This is a genomic window from Vibrio sp. ZF57, assembly GCF_001691235.1.
GTDB lineage: Bacteria > Pseudomonadota > Gammaproteobacteria > Enterobacterales > Vibrionaceae > Vibrio > Vibrio crassostreae_C.
Genome location: NZ_MAKD01000075.1, coordinates 194,679 through 211,611 on the forward strand (window position 1 = coordinate 194,679; position 16,933 = coordinate 211,611).

The window sequence follows — 16,933 nt, forward strand, 5'->3', positions numbered from 1 at the left end:
CTATTTAGCGGTATTATTTCTTTTCACTTATTAACGTATTGATAACTTCTTCACCAATTAAACATGATAAGAAAAACTTTACCAGTTCTGATTGGCACTCTATTGTCATCGACGCTCGCTTTTGCTGACGTTTCCCTTGAAATCAAAGGGCTAGATGGAGCGCTTGAGGATAATGTTGATGCTTATCTGAGTGCGATCCCTGAAGAAGAGTATTCGGTTTCACTAAGATTCCAATCCCGCTTGGAATCTATGATTAAAGAAGCCCTGAATGCGTTAGGCTACTACCACCCTAAAATCACATTTACTCACTCCGAAGATGATACCGAAATGACCGTTACGGTTGAGCCGGGAGAGCCTGTTGTTATTTATACTTCAGATATCGTTCTAACTGGTGAAGCCAAGGATGACCCAGACTTTTTAGCCTTGATAGCGAAGAGTAGCTTGTCTAAAGGTTCGACTCTGAATCATGGTAATTATGACTCTTTGAAATCGTCGATCCGCAACCTTGGCTTAGCGAAAGGCTACTTCGATGGTGCTTATGATCTTAGTAAGCTAGAAGTCGCTCCTGAATTGAACCGCGCTTATGTTCGTCTTCATTATAACAGTGGTATCCGCTATCACTTTGGTACTACTCAGGTTACTGGTAGCCAGATAGAAGAAGATAAGGTGCAGTCACTTAAACCATTTGAGGATGGCGAACCTTACTCAATCACCAAAGTCGGTGAGTACAACCAAAACCTGTCCAATACGGATTGGTTCTCCTCGGTATTTGTTGAACCAGATTTAAGCCAGTTAGGCGAAGGCCGAGAGATCCCGATGAAGGTTAGCCTTGCTCCGCAAGCTCGTAACCAAATCGAAACGGGTATCGGTGTATCCACCGACCTTGGCGTAAAAGGCACTCTGAAGTGGAAAAAACCTTGGGTTAATGAACAAGGCCATAGCTTCAATAGCAGCCTGTCGATTTCTAAACCTGAACAGACGATTACCGCTACCTATAAAATCCCTCTGGATGACGTGCTGAACGACTACTATCAAGTTAAGTACGGTATGAAAAACTTGGATAATCGTGATACCAAGAGTTTGGAGTCAAACTTAGCGCTAGAAAGATATTGGCGACTGGATAACGGTTGGCAACGCACGGTCTTCATTCGATACTTGGTCGAAAACTATGAGCAAGGTTTGCAGGATGATTTAGCGCAATTTGTGCTGCCGGGTATCTCTTTCTCACGCACTCGAACGCGAGGCGGTTCGATGCCGATGTGGGGCGATAAACAAACCATTATGGTTGAAGCGGGTGATGATACCTTGTTATCTGAAACTAAGGTTGTTCGTTTTCAAGGTCAAACCGCTTGGATTCGAAGCATTGGCGACAATCACCGAGGCTTAACTCGACTTCAATTTGGCGGCAACTTTGCCGACGAGTTTGATAAGCTATCTCCCTCCCTAAGATTCTTTGCTGGTGGTGACAATAGCATTCGTGGTTATGGTTATGAGTCGATCTCTCCTCGAGATGAAAGTGGCGCACTAACGGGTGCCAAATTCATTGCAACCAGCTCGTTTGAATACCAATACCGCTTGGTTGGAAACTGGTGGGGCGCAGCATTCTACGACATTGGTGATGCCTTCAATGATAAACCTGAATGGAAACATGGTACCGGCGTCGGGGTTCGTTGGGCGTCGCCCGTCGGCCCTGTGAGCTTAGATTTTGCTTGGGGTCTAGATGCAGCAAAAGGTGATGAGTTCCAGTTACACTTTAGTTTAGGGCCAGAATTATGATCAAAGTGATGGGCAAGTGCATCAAGTGGACGTCGATCTCATTGACGTCTATTTTGCTGTTGTTGATAGCCTTGCTAGGTTTTGTTTTGTTCACCAATCCAGGGTTGAACACTGTGTTGTGGGGCGCTGAAAAAGCGTTGCCACAGCTTAAAGTGGAAAGCACTAAAGGGGCTCTGTTCCCGAGCTTTACGCTTAATAATGTTCAGTTTAAAGATGACAGCCTGCATATAGACACCAAAGTTCAAAAGCTGAACTTGGCGATTAATCCTCGCTGTCTGCTCGACCCTAAGTTGTGTGTCGATCGTTTAGCGATTCAAGGATTGGACTTCGCATTTACTGAACTGCCTCCGGCCTCTACAGAAGAAACAGAACCTACTCCGCCCGTAACATCGGTAAAAACACCGTTGCCAATCGTAATCAACCGTATCGCTTTGTCTGATATCAAGTTGAATATCTTAGGGCATGAAATTGAATGGAGCTTGTTCTCTACGGCTTTGAGTATGCAGGGCGAAAAGCTAACTGTATCGCCAACCTTATTCAATGATCTTAAGGTTAAACTCGCTGAGTCGACAGAAGAACCGCAAGCAGAAAAGGTTGAGCCAAAAGCTGCCGTTAAAACGGCTATCGAATTGCCGGAAGTCTGGATTCCTCTGCAGGTTGTGTTGGAGCGTTTTGACCTCAACCGTTTCACCTTAGAACAAGAAACACCAATCGTTGTTAACCACCTTGGGCTAGAAGCTCGCGCGGGCAAACACACGGTTGATGTTTCAACTCTCGAACTCGATATGCCACAAGCAAGCGCCAATCTAACCACGAAGGTTGAGCTCAAGGGCGGTTACCCGCTAGAACTTTCTTTGGATGCGTTGGTGAAAGAAACCGACCTTGTTGGGCAGAAGTTGTCTCTGAAAGCACAAGGCAGCGTGGCTAAGCTAAACCTAGACTCCCAATTTTCTGAGCTGATTGAGGCAAAGTTGTCTGGGGATATTCAACCCTTAGAACCGACTCTGCCATTTGACCTTCTTTTAGAGGGCGGACAAGCACAGTGGCCCCTTACCGGAAAAAGCGATTACCAAGCGACAATTGAGCAATTTAAAGCTGATGGCTCACTAGATGGTTTTAATGTTCTTCTTAAAGGTGAAGCCGATGGTAAGGAAATCCCTGAATTAGCCATCGATCTACAGGGTAAAGGCACGACGGAACAAATTGTTCTCGAGCGTCTAAAGCTCAACACGCTAGGCGGTGAGCTTAACGGTGTCGTTAAAGCGAACTGGAAGAGTCTCGTTAACTGGCAAGCTGACGTGACACTCAAAGATATTCAACCGGGTCTGCAGTGGCCAGAAGCTGAGGGCAACATTAGTGGAAACATCGTCACCTCAGGTGAGTTGACGGAAGCGGGCGGCTGGGCGATTGAACTGCCTAAATTGGATATTGAAGGGATCTTGCGAGAATACCCTCTGGATATCGAAGGTCAGTTGTCAGCGTCGGATCGCAGCGCGAGCGGTGAACCAAAACTGAAAACCAGTGGTTTGAGCTTAGCTCACGGTGTTAACTCGATTAAGGCTCAGGGTGAGCTTGATAAGAAATGGGACATGGGTGTTGAGATTCACTTCCCTGAGCTTGTAAAAAGCGTCCCTGATTTGAAAGGTAAAGTGATTGGTAACATCCAGCTCAGTGGTCCAACGAAAAAGCCTGAAGTCGATCTCGCTCTAAATGTGGATAAGGTAGATTGGAATAACAAAGCAACACTAGAATCCTTGTCGCTTAATGGTTCTGTGGTTCCTCTGCCATTGCCTGAAGCTCAAGCTGATCTTGAATTAAAAGCTAACAACCTAACCTATCAAGATCAGAGCGTAAAAAGCATTGATCTCACGGTGAGTGGTGGTGAGAAGAAACACACAGTGACACTTGATGTGATATCCGACATCGTGTCTACAAGCTTAGCTATTTCCGGAGAGTTGATTCAAAAGCCTTCTCTTATTTGGTATGGATCGTTAGACAGAGTCAAAATCACCACTCAGCAAGGTCCTTGGGTGTTAGATCAACCTGTCGCGATAAATGCGGATGTTGATAAACAGTTTGCCGATGTTCAAGCGCACTGTTGGAAACAATCGGGTTCGAGCGTGTGTTTGGATGAAGACGTTCGTGTCGGAAAATCGGGTGAGGCCAAGGTAGCCATCAATCAATTCGATTTCGAGCAGATTAAAGCCTTTGTGCCTAAAGAGACGCAATTACAGGGCTTAGTCAATGCGACTGCTCATGCAAAGTGGTCTGAACAAGATGAGCCTGAAGTCACGGTAAGCGTTGATATGCCGAAAGGTCAGGTTGTTCAACAAGTGGGTGAGCCAATCACACTGGGTTGGGAAAGCGTTGCATTGAATGCCCAACTGAAAGACAACAAACTGGATGCCGATTTTAAGTTGGATGTTTCCGACAATGGTGACCTGTCTGGCACGGTGTCGTTACCGGATATTCTTGCCGAAGACAAAATGGTCGATGCGGCAATTAAGCTGACCACGTTCCATCTTGATTTCTTACAACCAATTCTAGGTGAATACAGCTTATTGAAAGCCGACCTTGAGAGTGATCTTCAAGTTAAAGGCTCTCTGATGCACCCTCAAGTCTTTGGTCAATTCTCTGTTGATGGTATTCAAGTCAAAGGCGATGTTACGCCTGTTGATGTGAAAGATGGCCGCATCGACCTCGACTTTGATGGTTATAGTGCAAAACTGGATGCGAATGTCGAAACGCCTGATGGTCACCTTGATATTGAGGGAACCGGAGATTGGCAAGATCTTAAAGCATGGCACTCGAACGTTAGAGTTTTCGCTGATGAGTTGATGGTTGATATCCCACCGATGGTTAAGGTGAAGGTCGTACCTGATATGACTATTGATGTCACACCAGATCTGGCGAAAATCACCGGTGATATTGCATTACCATGGGGACGAATTGTTGTTGAAGATTTACCACCGTCAGCGGTTGGCGTCTCTTCTGATCAGGTTATTTTGAATAAAGATCTAGAGCCAGAAAACGAAGATACGATTCCATTCAATGTGATGACGAATATTAATATCTCCATTGGTGATGACTTTAAACTGTCTGCCTTCGGTCTTGAAGGTGATTTGGTCGGTAAGCTCAACGTGGCTCAAAAAGACCAAGGTCCATTTATTACAGGTGAAGTGAACATCGTCGATGGTACTTATCAATCATTCGGGCAAGACCTCTTGATCGAAGAGGGTAAGATCCTAATGAATGGACCACCGGATCAGCCATACGTAGCCATCAACGCGATTCGTAATCCTGATAATACTCAGGATGACGTGACCGCTGGTATTCGAGTGACTGGCCCTGCGACAGAGCCTACCATCGAGATTTATTCTGACCCAGCGATGCCACAAGCGAACGCACTGTCTTATATTTTGCGTGGCCAAGATATCGACGGTGAGTCGAGCGGTTCGATGACTACGACTTTAATCGGTTTGAGTTTAGCGAAGAGTGGTAAGGTTGTTGGTGAAATCGGTGAAGCCTTTGGTGTAAAGGACTTGCAACTGGATACTGCAGGCTCTGGCGATGACTCTCAAGTGACGGTAAGTGGTTACATCCTGCCTGGCTTACAGGTGAAGTATGGTGTGGGTATCTTTAACTCGTTAGGTGAGTTTACCGTTCGTTATCGATTGATGCAGGATCTCTACGTAGAGGCAGTATCGGGTCTAGACAGTGCTGTGGATCTTCTCTATCAATTTGAATTTGAGTAACACTTTGAGCGGCGATTGATTCGCGGGTGACGAATGCTAGGGAGTGAGTATGCAGCATCTTGTTTTTGTCTATGGAACCTTGAGGCAAGGTCAGTCCAATCACCATTATTTGCAGGGCTGCGATTTATTAGGGCAGTTTGATACACCTAAGGAATACGCACTTTTTGATTTAGGTGCCTATCCGGCGATGATTTTGGGAAAGAAAAGTGTCGCTGGTGAGGTCTATATCATTAACGACGAAATTTTAGAGTCGCTCGATCGGCTAGAAGATGTTCCTGTTGAGTATCGTCGCGAGCAAATAGAGACTATATTTGGATTAGCATGGGTATATTTGTATCAGCTTGATCTAACAGCTAATAAAGAAATACTTTCGGGTAACTGGTGTCAGCGGAACAATGATTCCTAACTAGTTAATCACCTTACGAGACAACAAAAAGCCAGCACTGAGGTGCTGGCTTTTTAATAGCGTTAGTTTGAGAATGAAATGAGAGGGTTACTCAGGGTTCAGCTCAAGAAACTCTTCTACTTTGCGAACCATGTTTGTTGAGCCAACAAAGAAAGGTACACGTTGGTGCAGCTCAGTTGGTTTGATATCCATGATACGTTGAGCACCGTCTGAAGCGATGCCGCCCGCTTGTTCCATAAGGAAAGCAATTGGGTTGCACTCGTAAAGCAGACGCAGTTTACCTTGAGGGTGACTTTGCGTGCTTGGGTACAAGTAGATGCCGCCTTTCAAAAGGTTACGGTGGAAATCTGATACTAGAGAACCGATGTAACGTGATGTATAAGGGCGGTTGTCGCTTGGCTCATTTTCTTGGCAGTACTTGATGTACTTCTTAACACCCGTAGGGAAGCGGATGTAATTACCTTCGTTGATTGAGTAAATCTTACCTTCGTCTGGAATCATCATGTTTTCATGAGATAGGCAGAAGGTACCCAGTGATGGGTCGTAGGTGAAGCCATTTACGCCAGCACCTGTTGTGTATACAAGCATGGTTGAAGAACCGTAAATCACGTAACCCGCGGCTACTTGCTTGTGTCCGGGCTGTAAGAAATCTTCTTGTGTTGGTGGTGTACCGATCGGTGATACTCGACGGTAGATAGAGAAAATTGTACCAACCGATACATTTACATCGATGTTTGATGAGCCATCTAGTGGATCCATCAGTACAACGTATTTTGCGTTTTTGTTGAGCTCTTTATTGAAGGCGACAGCTTCGTCTTCTTCTTCACTTGCAACACCACAAACTTGGTCACGGGCTTCTAGAGCCGCTTTAAATTTGTCGTTCGCGTAAAGGTCTAGCTTTTGCTGCTCTTCACCTTGCACGTTGTCTGTACCAACAGCGCCAGTGATGTCGACTAGGCCAGCCTTGTTGATCTCACGGTTAACAATTTTTGCAGCAAGTCGAATAGACGACAAAAGGGATGATAGATCACCGCTTGCATGGGGGAAGTCACTCTGTTTCTCAACAATGAACTCACCAAGGGTGCGCATCTCAGACATGTTATTTCCTTAAACTTCTCTCAATATTAGGGGGGATTTGAGCACTGTAGATTCGGCCTCTTGAGTGGGCTTTATTCATCTAGACGCTTACCTAAATTCTAAAGGTTAGATCTTTTTAATGGTAATGAACTAAGCGACACAGATCTCACTTACTATGTCGACTCAATTTGTTTTGCATTGCCGCTCGCTTTTAATCGCCATTTAATGATAATGAGTGCAAGCCGTTTTAATTAGGCACTGTTTATTTAGCCAAGCGTTTGGAAGCAATTTATGCATATTCATATCTTAGGAATTTGTGGCACCTTCATGGGTGGTGCTGCGGTATTGGCTCGTCAATTAGGTCACAAGGTTACGGGTAGTGACGCGAATGTTTACCCACCAATGAGCACCTTGTTAGAGTCGCAAGGGATTGAAATTATTGAAGGGTTCGACCCAAGCCAACTAGAGCCTAGGCCTGACCTGGTGGTTATCGGTAATGCGATGAGCCGTGGTAACCCATGTGTTGAGTATGTCTTGGATAACAACCTTAGATACACCTCTGGTCCACAATGGCTGCAAGAGTTCTTATTGCATGACCGCTGGGTTCTTGCGGTGTCCGGTACTCACGGTAAAACCACAACTTCCAGTATGTTGGCTTGGATCTTGGAAGACTGTGGCTATGCACCGGGCTTCTTAGTTGGCGGAGTGTTGGGTAACTTTGGTATCTCTGCTCGCCTTGGTGAAAGCATGTTCTTCGTGGTAGAAGCCGACGAATACGACAGTGCTTTTTTCGATAAACGATCTAAGTTCGTTCATTACCACCCAAGAACCTTAGTGATGAATAACCTAGAGTTTGATCATGCGGACATCTTTGACGATCTTGAAGCGATTAAGCGACAATTTCATCATTTGGTGCGTACTGTGCCAAGCAATGGTCGCATTTTCTCACCTAAGCAAGACAGCGCTATTGAAGATGTTCTAGCTCGCGGTTGCTGGAGTGAAACTGAATCGAGTGGCGAGCAAGGCGACTGGGATGCCAAGAAACTGGTCAAAGATGGCTCTCAATTTGAGGTTTACTTCCAAAATGAATGCGTTGGAACCGTAAATTGGGATTTAGTGGGCGACCACAACGTAAATAATGCTTTGATGGCGATTGCAGCTGCACGTCATGTGGGCGTGACACCTGACCTTGCTTGTGAATCACTAGCTACCTTTATTAATACTAAGCGCCGTTTGGAGTTTAAAGGCGAGGTGGCAGGTGTGTCTGTTTATGACGATTTTGCTCATCATCCAACGGCGATTGAACTTACGCTCGGGGGATTACGTAATAAGGTCGACACTAAGAAAATCATTGCCGTTTTAGAGCCTCGTTCTGCCACCATGAAACGTGGTGTGCACAAAGAAATACTGGCTGATTCGTTGAAGCAGGCGGATTCTACCTACTTATTCCAACCGGATAACATTGATTGGTCAGTTCAAGATGTTGCAGACGCTTGTCACCAACCGGCACACGTGAGTGATGACATGGATGCATTCGTTGCTAAAATTGTCTCAGAGGCACAAGCTGGCGACCAAATTTTGGTAATGAGTAATGGTGGCTTTGGTGGCATTCATCAAAAACTGTTGGATGGATTGGCACTCAAAGGCTAACGGCATCCACGACCTTATAATTTGAAGTAATTGAGAACATGACAAAACACGATAAAGCGATAACCCTTGCTTTCACTGGCGCATCCGGTGCGCCTTATGGCCTGCGTTTACTTGAATGCCTTTTGGCAGCCGATTATCAGGTCTACTTGCTGATTTCATCGGCAGCGCGAGTGGTATTGGCGACCGAGCATGAACTTAAGTTACCTGCTGGGCCAGATGCGGCGAAACAAGCTTTGGTTAAACATCTTGGCTGCGACCCTGAAAAGCTGGTGGTGTGTGGCAAAGATGATTGGTTCTCGCCGGTTGCCTCTGGTTCAGCAGCACCTAAACAGATGGTCGTTTGTCCATGTTCAGCGGGAAGCTTGGCTTCGATTGCTCATGGTCTATCAGATAACCTGATTGAGCGAGCAGCAGACGTAGTCATGAAAGAGCGAGGCCAATTGTTGTTGGTGGTTCGCGAGACGCCATTTTCGACGCTTCATCTCGAGAACATGCACAAACTTTCGACCATGGGCGTAACGATCATGCCTGCAGCTCCGGGTTTTTATCATCAACCCAAGTCAATTGAAGATCTGGTCGACTTTATGGTGGCGCGTATTCTAGATCACCTTGGTATCGAACAAGGTTTAGTGCCACGTTGGGGTTACGATCAACGTAATTGATCCAAACTTGATAGCTTATTGTTAAAAATCAAATTACAATTCTGAACACTCATCGGGGAGCGAACCATTCAAATAATGAATGCGAGCTGAGATCAAGCAGGTGCTTGGGACCCGTAAACCTGAACCAGATAATGCTGGCGTAGGAATTGAGTTAGGAACAACCTCTACCGTTCTCCTCCCTCAAACCTGTGCCGCTCAGACCATGGAGAGCGTCCAGTGAAATTCACATTAACTACCCTTGCTGTTACTACAGCTATTTCTTTTTCTGCCTTTGCTGCAGACAACACTTTGACTGTATACACCTATGACTCTTTTGCTGCGGATTGGGGCCCTCGTCCTGCCGTTGAAAAAGCATTCGAAGAGAAGTGTGGTTGTGATGTGAATTTTGTCGCTCTAGAAGATGGCGTGTCTATTCTGAACCGTTTACGTCTTGAGGGCGGCAACAGCAAAGCCGATATCTTGCTAGGTCTCGACAACAACCTGATGGCTGAAGCGAAAGCGACGGGCTTATTGGCTGAGCATAATGTTGATACGTCATCGGTAACGCTTCCTAATGGTTGGAACGACAGCACTTTTGTACCCTATGACTTTGGCTACTTTGCTTTTGTTTACAATAAAGAGAAACTGGAAAACCCGCCGAAGAGCTTGAAAGAACTGGTTGAGCAGCGTGATGATCTTAAGGTCATCTACCAAGATCCACGTACATCAACACCAGGCCAAGGCATGATGCTTTGGATGAAATCAGTATACGGTGATGAAGCGACAGCAGCATGGAAGAAGCTTGCTCAGAAAACAGTGACTGTAACCAAAGGCTGGTCTGAAGCTTACTCTATGTTCCTAGAAGGCGAGTCGGATTTAGTGTTGTCTTATACAACGTCTCCGGCTTACCACATTATTGCTGAAAGCGATTCTAAGTATGCAGCAGCAAGCTTCGAAGAAGGGCATTACACTCAAGTGGAAGTGGCCGCTAAGGTTAAAGGTAGCAAGAACGAAAAGCTTGCTGATGAGTTTATGGCGTTTATCCTAAGTGATGAATTCCAATCGGCGATGCCAACAGGCAACTGGATGTACCCAGTGACCGATATTGAGCTTCCAAAAGGGTTCGAGCAACTTACGGTTCCTCAGAAAGCGCTAAGCTTTACGCCCGAAGAAATTGCAGCTAAGCGTAAGCCATGGATTCGTGAATGGCAGAGTGCACTTACTTTTTAATTTGCTTTTAAAAAATTAGCTTTCTAACTTTCTGTATTTAAAAGTTTGTTCGATGTTAACTGAGCGAACCATTTACGGTAAAAAATCAATCTATGATAAAGAAAACACCTAAGGTTGGGATTTGGGTAGCGATACTCATTACCGCCTTCGTGGTTTCAGCAGTTGGGGCATTGCTTAGCAATGCCCCTTCTCTTGATATCAGCCAAGTATGGTCCGATCCCTACTATTGGCATGTAACGAAATTCAGTTTTTATCAGGCGACACTCTCAACGGTGCTGAGTGTTGGCTTTGCTATACCTATTGCTCATGCGCTGTGTCGTAGACAATTTTTTGGACGCGCTTTGTTGTTAAGGCTGTTCGCGTCGACCTTAGTCCTGCCAGTGTTAGTGGGTGTATTTGGCTTACTTGCGATCTATGGCAATAGTGGTTGGTTAGCTAAGTTTTTGGCGAACTTCGATATTGAATTGCCATTTTCCATATACGGATTGAATGGTATTTTGCTGGCGCACGTTTTCTTCAACTTGCCTTATGCCAGTCGCTTACTTCTGCAAGCGTTAGATACCGTGCCTGCCGAGCAACACAAGCTTTGTGCTCACTTGGGTATGAGTCATTGGAACAAATTCAGATGGGTTGAATGGCCTCGCTTAAGACAGCAATTACCACATGTGTGTGGCTTAGTCTTCATGTTGTGTTTTACCAGCTTTGCTACCGTGATGGCGCTAGGCGGTGGACCTAAATCAACCACTATCGAGCTCGCTATTTATCAGGCGATTAAATTCGACTTTGACCTTCAAGCTGGTGCCTTGCTCGCGATATGGCAAATGCTGCTGTGTGGTGTGCTAGCGGTGAGCATTCAACGCCTATCGAAGCCTATTTCAGTGACGGCCAGTCAGCTGTCGGAAGAGAAATATTTGGTTAAGGACAGCTGGTGGTCAAAAGCTTGGGATAGCTTTTGGATCATCATAGTCTCAATGCTGGTATTGCCGCCATTAGCTATGGTTATCGTCAGTGGAATTAACTCGCAGGCATTAACCGTACTCAGCAGCGAGCCGTTTTGGGCGGCGTTAATGACCTCGGTTAAAGTCGCGTCATTAGCAAGTGTTATCGCAGTTGGTATTGGTATCGCCATACTACTGACTAGCCGAGCATGGCGTTTACAGAACAAGAATTTTCGAGCCGATAAAATCGAGCTGATTGGCACTATTATCTTGGTGACTCCGGGGCTGATGATCAGTACGGGTATCTTCTTATTACTGCGTTCATTCACCGATGTATTCAGTTTAGCTTTCTTTATCGTGATTGCCGTCAACAGCTTAATGGCGCTGCCTTACGTAATTAAAACCCTAGCTCAACCTATGCTGCATTTGTCTCAGCAGTACCAGTATGTGTGTGCAAGCTTGGGTATGACAGGTTTCACGCGTTTTAGGTTAGTGGAGTGGCGAGCATTGCGTAAGCCGATGGCGCAAGCCTTCTCGATTAGCTTTATGTTGGCGATGGGTGACTTAAGCGCGATTGCTTTGTTTGGTAGCCAAGATTTTAGAACTCTGCCTTTGTACCTATTCCAATTGTTAGGCAGCTATCAAATGGAAGCGGCGGCGGTAGTTTCTGTGAGCTTACTGTTATTGAGTGTCGGCAGCTTTAGCTTAATAGAATTCTTATTTACTCGAAGATCTAAGCTCGATGCTAAAGAATTAAGGAACCGATGATGTTAGTGATGAAAGATGTGGATTACCACTATCACAGAGAGTTGTTTAGCTTTGATTTTCAAGCTGAGCAGGGCGATATTGTTGCGCTTATGGGGCCGAGTGGTGCGGGTAAGTCTACACTGTTGGCGCTAGTTGCTGGTTTCATCGAGCCTACATCGGGTGAGATATCAGTGGCTGGGCAGTCGCTTATTGGTAAAGAAGCACATCAGCGTCCGTTGGCGATGTTGTTTCAAGAGCACAACCTGTTTGCTCACCTTACGGTGCGAGAAAATATTGGTTTAGGTCTGCATCCAGGTTTAAAGCTTACTGCAACCCAAAAGCAAGCTGTGGAGCAAGCCGCAGCGCAAGTTGGCGTCGCTGAGTATTTGGATAGGTTGCCTGAGCACTTATCCGGCGGTCAACGCCAGCGTGTTGCGTTAGCGCGTTGTTTTGTCCAACCTCATGATATTTGGCTGCTTGATGAACCTTTCTCTGCGCTTGATCCTTTGCTGCGTGAAGAGATGCTTAGCTTAGTGAAGCGATTAGCGGCAGAGCGAAATATTACGGTCTTGATGGTGACTCACCATTTAGGTGACGCACGCAGTATCGCGAATAAGTTTGTGTTTGTGGCGCTAGGTAAGGTGTTGGTTGAAGACTCGATAGAGGCACTGACGGCGGATCATCCACAGACAGAATTAAGCTCATTTGTTAAAGCGGGTGAGTGACGACTCATCACTCCTGTGAGTATTTATTGATATTGAGTGCTTCTTGATATCGAGTACGTCAAAAACAAAAAGACCTAGCATGTGCTAGGTCTTTTATTCACTCTATGAGTAAAGCGAGATAACGATTAGTCTTCTAGCTTTAGCTCTTTTAAGATTTGGAAGATTTCACGAGAAGCCTTTGCTGGCTTGTTCGCTGATTTCTCTTTGTTAGCTTGGCGAGCTAGCTGACGAAGACGCTGACGGTCTGCTTCAGGGTACATGTCCATGACTTCTGAAATGGCAGCATCGCCTTCAGCAACAACGCGATCACGCAGTTGCTCAAGCTTGTGCAGTTCAGCGGTTGCTTGCGAGTGCTTGTTACGTACTTTATCCAAAGCCGCTTGAATTGGCTCAGGATCAACATTGCGCATTACTTTACCAATGTATTGAAGTTGACGGCGCTTCGCTTCATTTTTAAAGCGTTGTGCATCTTTAATCGCTTGTGCCAAATCTTCAGACAGAGGAAACTTGTCTAATACAGAAGGCTTCAGGGAAACAAGTTCTTCCCCCAGTTTTTGTAGCGCTTCCATGTCGGTTTTCATTTCTGTCTTACTTACCCAGATGATTTCTTCTTCTGGTTCCCATGGGGCTTTTTGGTTTTTGCGAGCCATCTTTTCTGCCTATGTCACTATCTCAAACGAATATATTGCCTATTTTAGCAAGAATCTTGGGGAGAAAGCGAAATTCTTGTTATCCTACGTAATATTGACCTAAAAAATTAGAATAGATATGGATGTAAAACAGCAAGTCGCCCAGCAAAGAGTTGAGCTAGAAGCCGCAGTAGCTAAAGCGTTGGATATGGCATCAGTGAGTGCAGACGCAGCTGAGGTCGCTATTACTAAGTCAACGGGTTTAAGTGTTTCAACACGTATGTGTGAAGTGGAAAACGTTGAATTTAATAGTGATGGTGCGCTAGGTATTACTGTTTATCGCGGCCAGAAAAAAGGCAGCGCATCTACATCTGATCTGAGTGAAAAGGCGATTGCTCAAACGGTAGCAGCCGCACTTGATATCGCTCAGTACACTTCTGAAGACCCATTTGCCGGTCCTGCGGCAAAAGAATACATGGTAAAAGAAATTCCAGATTTGGATCTTTTCCACCCTGACGAGCCTAACCCTGACTATGCCGCTGAGATTGCGATTGCAGCTGAGAAGCAAGCGCTCGCTTATAGCGATAAGATCAAACAGAGTGATGGCGCGAGCTACGACAGTCACTACGGTGTTAAGGTTTACGGTAACAGTCATGGCTTACTAGCCAGCTACGCTTCAAGCCGTCATAGCACGAGCTGCTGCGTGATTGGACAAGGCGCTAATGGTGAAATGGAACGTGACTACAGCTACACCGTTGCACGTCACCGTGACGAACTGTGGACGCCTGAGCGTGTAGGTCAGGAAGCTGCAGAAAAGACCATTAGCCGTTTGGATGCGAAAAAGCTACCAACAGGCCAATACCCAATTATGTTCGCTAATGATGTGGCAACTGGCTTGATTGGTCACCTTGTTATGGCGATCAGTGGCGGTAACCTTTACCGCAAGTCGTCATTCCTATTGGATCATCTCGGTCAGAAAATCCTACCTGACTGGTTTAACATTTCTGAGCGACCACATATCTTGCGTGGTTTGGCTTCAAGCCCATTCGATAGCGAAGGTGTGTTCACTCAAGATCGTGAAATCATCACTGACGGTGTGCTAGCAACTTACCTACTAACGAGCTATGCCGCACGTAAGATGGATATGACGCCAACCGGTCATGCTGGTGGTATTCATAACTGGTTCGTTAAATCGACCGGTCAAAACTTTGAGCAGATGCTAAAAGAGTTGGGTACTGGCTTCCTAGTCACTGAAGTGATGGGCCAAGGCGTAAACACCGTAACGGGTGATTATTCACGTGGCGCTGCAGGTTTCTGGGTTGAAAACGGAGAGATCCAATACCCAGTATCAGAAGTAACAATCGCAGGTAACCTAAAAGACATGTTTACTCAGATTGTTGCTGTGGGTAACGACGTAGAAACACGTTCGCAAATTCAAACGGGTTCTATCCTGCTTGAGTCGATGAAAGTCGCGGGTGAGTAATTCAATTAAAGCGAATCTGATGAATTAAAAAAGGGAGCCGTGGCTCCCTTTTTGTTTTCTGTATTTCGCCAAAAATTGGCTAACTGCTTATGCTAACTAGATCAGTATGGTCGCTAAGCCTAGGAACACCGATAGGCCAATAACATCGGTTACTGTGGTCAGTGCCATACCGCCAGCAAGGGCTGGATCGATATTCATCTTCTTCAACATCACTGGGATAGTTACACCAGCAATACCTGCGACAATCAAGTTGGTCATCATCGCCGCTGAGATGATGCCTCCCAGTATCCAGTTACCTTTCCAAGCCACCACGATACCACCAATGATAACGGCCCATAGAACGCCGTTTAGGAAGCCGATGGCTGCCTCTTTGAGTAGCAGTTCGCGTTTGTTACTGTCACCGATATGACCGAGTGCCAAACCACGAATCACCAGAGCAACGGTTTGGTTACCCGCAACACCCCCCATCGAAGGCACGATAGTCATCAGAACCGCAATCGCTGCCATTTGATCGAGCGTTGCTTCAAACATGTTTGATACAGATGCTGCCGCCAGTGCTGCGAGTACGTTAGCACCAAGCCACACACTACGACGACGAGCAGATTTTACGACCGGTGCGAAGGTATCTTCGTCATCGTCCATACCCGCCATACTCATCATTGAGTGTTCGGCATCTTCACGGATAACATCAACCACGTCATCGATGGTGATACGACCAACAAGGTGCTGGTTACTATCGATGACAGGCGCAGAAACCCAGTTACGACGTTCAAACAGGCTCGCGATATCTGACGCACTGGTTTCTACCGCGATCGCTTCGTCGGCATCATCCATCACTTCTGAAACAGGGACATCAGGTTGAGTCGTTACTAGCGTGGTAAGTGATAGGTTACCGATAAGACGTTCTTCTTCATCAATAACATACAGAGCATCAGTTGCATCCGGCAGTTCGCCACGCATACGCATGTAGCGCAATACAACGTCAACATCGACATCACCACGAATCGTGATTACGTCGGTGTTCATGATCGCACCCGCTGAATCTTCAGGGTACGACAGGGCAGTTTCAACTAATGCACGATCGACGGAGTCCATTTGAGAAAGGACTTCGCGAGAAACATCGTCGGGTAGGCTTCGAAGTACGTACGCGACGTCATCGGTTTCCATACCTTCGGTTGCTTCTGCCAAGGTCTCAGGTGCCATTTTCGACACAAGAGCATCTTTGACGTCTTCGTTTAGTTCATCAAGAATTTCACCGTAGTCTTCAGGATCGGTGAGTTGCCAGAGTACGTCACGACTTTTGCGAGGGGAGGCTTCTAAAAGGTGTGCAATATCCTCAGGTTCCATGTCCTGAAGTTGTCGGCGTACGTGAACAAATCGGCCGTTTTCTAGGGCTTCGCTGACTTCTTGGAGGGTTTGGTGAGCTTGGTCGAATTCTAATTGCTCTGCCATATTTTCCTCCTATCTCATTATTCTTACAATGCTTGGAATAGTAACTTAATTCTAGGGCTTATTTAAATCATAAACTTAGGTAGAACTAAGATTTAATATTGGTTGGTTCGTTGTTTGAGTCTTAGGCGTTGCGAGTGAAGCGTTTTCGCTACTCACCCTCATCAAACTTGTCTTCAATGAGATGACAGACGGCATCCAGTGCTTGCTGTGAATCGGTGCCTGCTGCTTGAATAGTAATATGTTGCCCTTGCGCTGATTCCAGCATAAGTAACCCCATTACGCTGTCTGCTGTTGCTGTTTTATCTTCTTCGCTATGGATAGTGATGGTTGCATCAAAGCTTTGTGCAAGCTCAACCAACTTTACGGCTGCTCTAGCGTGAAGACCCAAGCGATTTTGGATCAGTACAGTTCGAGTTAATTCCAT

General features: G+C 45.9%; 13 protein-coding genes and 1 riboswitch. Of the genes, 9 read left to right on the top strand and 4 right to left on the bottom strand.

Going from position 1 to position 16,933, the window contains the following annotated elements:
• The first annotated feature begins 63 nt into the window (after positions 1 to 63).
• From A6D97_RS10360 to A6D97_RS10370, 3 genes are read left to right on the top strand one after another with little or no spacing between them, the layout of a single operon-like run.
• A complete protein-coding gene (locus A6D97_RS10360) occupies positions 64 to 1,776 on the top strand; it encodes an autotransporter assembly complex family protein (RefSeq protein WP_065584316.1) in 1,713 nt (570 codons plus the stop codon).
• On the top strand, positions 1,773 to 5,531 hold the full coding sequence (locus A6D97_RS10365) for a translocation/assembly module TamB domain-containing protein (RefSeq protein ID WP_065584317.1): 3,759 nt from the start codon (positions 1,773 to 1,775) through the stop codon (positions 5,529 to 5,531). The genes A6D97_RS10360 and A6D97_RS10365 overlap by 4 nt, the downstream gene beginning before the upstream one ends.
• A 49-nt stretch (positions 5,532 to 5,580) precedes the next feature.
• A complete protein-coding gene (locus A6D97_RS10370) occupies positions 5,581 to 5,937 on the top strand; it encodes a gamma-glutamylcyclotransferase (protein ID WP_017069403.1) in 357 nt (118 codons plus the stop codon).
• A gap of 87 nt (positions 5,938 to 6,024) precedes the next feature.
• Here the strand turns inward: A6D97_RS10370 and fbp are convergent, their stop codons facing one another.
• A complete protein-coding gene (gene fbp, locus A6D97_RS10375) occupies positions 6,025 to 7,035 on the bottom strand; it encodes a class 1 fructose-bisphosphatase (protein WP_017633404.1) in 1,011 nt (336 codons plus the stop codon).
• 270 nt (positions 7,036 to 7,305) lie between these two features.
• On the opposite strand from fbp, the gene mpl reads away from it, so the two are divergent.
• The 5 genes from mpl to thiQ all read left to right on the top strand — a co-directional run bounded on the left by mpl (position 7,306) and on the right by thiQ (position 12,945).
• A complete protein-coding gene (gene mpl, locus A6D97_RS10380) occupies positions 7,306 to 8,664 on the top strand; it encodes a UDP-N-acetylmuramate:L-alanyl-gamma-D-glutamyl-meso-diaminopimelate ligase (RefSeq protein WP_065584318.1) in 1,359 nt (452 codons plus the stop codon).
• A gap of 38 nt (positions 8,665 to 8,702) precedes the next feature.
• On the top strand, positions 8,703 to 9,326 hold the full coding sequence (locus A6D97_RS10385) for a flavin prenyltransferase UbiX (protein ID WP_016787846.1): 624 nt from the start codon (positions 8,703 to 8,705) through the stop codon (positions 9,324 to 9,326).
• A gap of 43 nt (positions 9,327 to 9,369) precedes the next feature.
• Positions 9,370 to 9,489, top strand: a riboswitch (TPP riboswitch).
• Positions 9,490 to 9,542: 53 nt separating this feature from the next.
• Positions 9,543 to 10,535 carry a thiamine ABC transporter substrate binding subunit gene (gene thiB / locus A6D97_RS10390; protein WP_017058906.1) on the top strand — a complete coding sequence of 331 codons (993 nt, stop codon included), beginning with the start codon at positions 9,543 to 9,545 and terminating at the stop codon, positions 10,533 to 10,535.
• Positions 10,536 to 10,627: 92 nt separating this feature from the next.
• Positions 10,628 to 12,241: a thiamine/thiamine pyrophosphate ABC transporter permease ThiP gene (gene thiP / locus A6D97_RS10395; protein WP_065584319.1), complete on the top strand. Its 1,614-nt coding sequence runs from the start codon at positions 10,628 to 10,630 to the stop codon at positions 12,239 to 12,241.
• Positions 12,241 to 12,945, top strand: a complete 705-nt coding sequence (gene thiQ / locus A6D97_RS10400; RefSeq protein WP_017071293.1) for a thiamine ABC transporter ATP-binding protein — start codon at positions 12,241 to 12,243, stop codon at positions 12,943 to 12,945. Before thiP ends, thiQ begins: the two co-directional genes overlap by 1 nt.
• A gap of 125 nt (positions 12,946 to 13,070) precedes the next feature.
• Here thiQ and yjgA read toward each other — a convergent pair whose 3' ends face one another.
• Positions 13,071 to 13,595 carry a ribosome biogenesis factor YjgA gene (yjgA, locus tag A6D97_RS10405; RefSeq protein WP_017069408.1) on the bottom strand — a complete coding sequence of 175 codons (525 nt, stop codon included), beginning with the start codon at positions 13,593 to 13,595 and terminating at the stop codon, positions 13,071 to 13,073.
• Between the two features lie 118 nt (positions 13,596 to 13,713).
• Between yjgA and pmbA the strand changes: the two genes are divergently transcribed.
• The gene (pmbA, locus tag A6D97_RS10410) at positions 13,714 to 15,057 is read left to right on the top strand and encodes a metalloprotease PmbA (RefSeq protein ID WP_017058910.1); all 1,344 of its coding nucleotides are present in this window, start codon (positions 13,714 to 13,716) and stop codon (positions 15,055 to 15,057) included.
• A gap of 96 nt (positions 15,058 to 15,153) precedes the next feature.
• Here the strand turns inward: pmbA and mgtE are convergent, their stop codons facing one another.
• Together mgtE and A6D97_RS10420 are read right to left on the bottom strand one after the other, a co-directional pair.
• Entirely contained in the window at positions 15,154 to 16,509 is a 1,356-nt protein-coding gene (mgtE, locus tag A6D97_RS10415) for a magnesium transporter (RefSeq protein WP_017058911.1), read from the bottom strand.
• 148 nt (positions 16,510 to 16,657) lie between these two features.
• Positions 16,658 to 16,933, bottom strand: coding sequence for an HPr family phosphocarrier protein (locus tag A6D97_RS10420; RefSeq protein ID WP_017066670.1), 276 nt, complete (start codon positions 16,931 to 16,933; stop codon positions 16,658 to 16,660).

What these genes read in the sequence shown, in the direction of transcription:
- A6D97_RS10360 (WP_065584316.1), top strand. Translation starts at nt 64, where the DNA reads ATGATAAGAAAAACTTTACCAGTTCTGATTGGCACTCTATTGTCATCG.
- yjgA (WP_017069408.1), bottom strand. Translation starts at nt 13,595, where the DNA reads ATGGCTCGCAAAAACCAAAAAGCCCCATGGGAACCAGAAGAAGAAATC.
- pmbA (WP_017058910.1), top strand. Translation starts at nt 13,714, where the DNA reads ATGGATGTAAAACAGCAAGTCGCCCAGCAAAGAGTTGAGCTAGAAGCC.
- mpl (WP_065584318.1), top strand. Translation starts at nt 7,306, where the DNA reads ATGCATATTCATATCTTAGGAATTTGTGGCACCTTCATGGGTGGTGCT.
- mgtE (WP_017058911.1), bottom strand. Translation starts at nt 16,509, where the DNA reads ATGGCAGAGCAATTAGAATTCGACCAAGCTCACCAAACCCTCCAAGAA.
- thiP (WP_065584319.1), top strand. Translation starts at nt 10,628, where the DNA reads ATGATAAAGAAAACACCTAAGGTTGGGATTTGGGTAGCGATACTCATT.
- A6D97_RS10385 (WP_016787846.1), top strand. Translation starts at nt 8,703, where the DNA reads ATGACAAAACACGATAAAGCGATAACCCTTGCTTTCACTGGCGCATCC.
- fbp (WP_017633404.1), bottom strand. Translation starts at nt 7,035, where the DNA reads ATGTCTGAGATGCGCACCCTTGGTGAGTTCATTGTTGAGAAACAGAGT.
- A6D97_RS10420 (WP_017066670.1), bottom strand. Translation starts at nt 16,933, where the DNA reads ATGGAATTAACTCGAACTGTACTGATCCAAAATCGCTTGGGTCTTCAC.
- A6D97_RS10370 (WP_017069403.1), top strand. Translation starts at nt 5,581, where the DNA reads ATGCAGCATCTTGTTTTTGTCTATGGAACCTTGAGGCAAGGTCAGTCC.
- A6D97_RS10365 (WP_065584317.1), top strand. Translation starts at nt 1,773, where the DNA reads ATGATCAAAGTGATGGGCAAGTGCATCAAGTGGACGTCGATCTCATTG.
- thiQ (WP_017071293.1), top strand. Translation starts at nt 12,241, where the DNA reads ATGTTAGTGATGAAAGATGTGGATTACCACTATCACAGAGAGTTGTTT.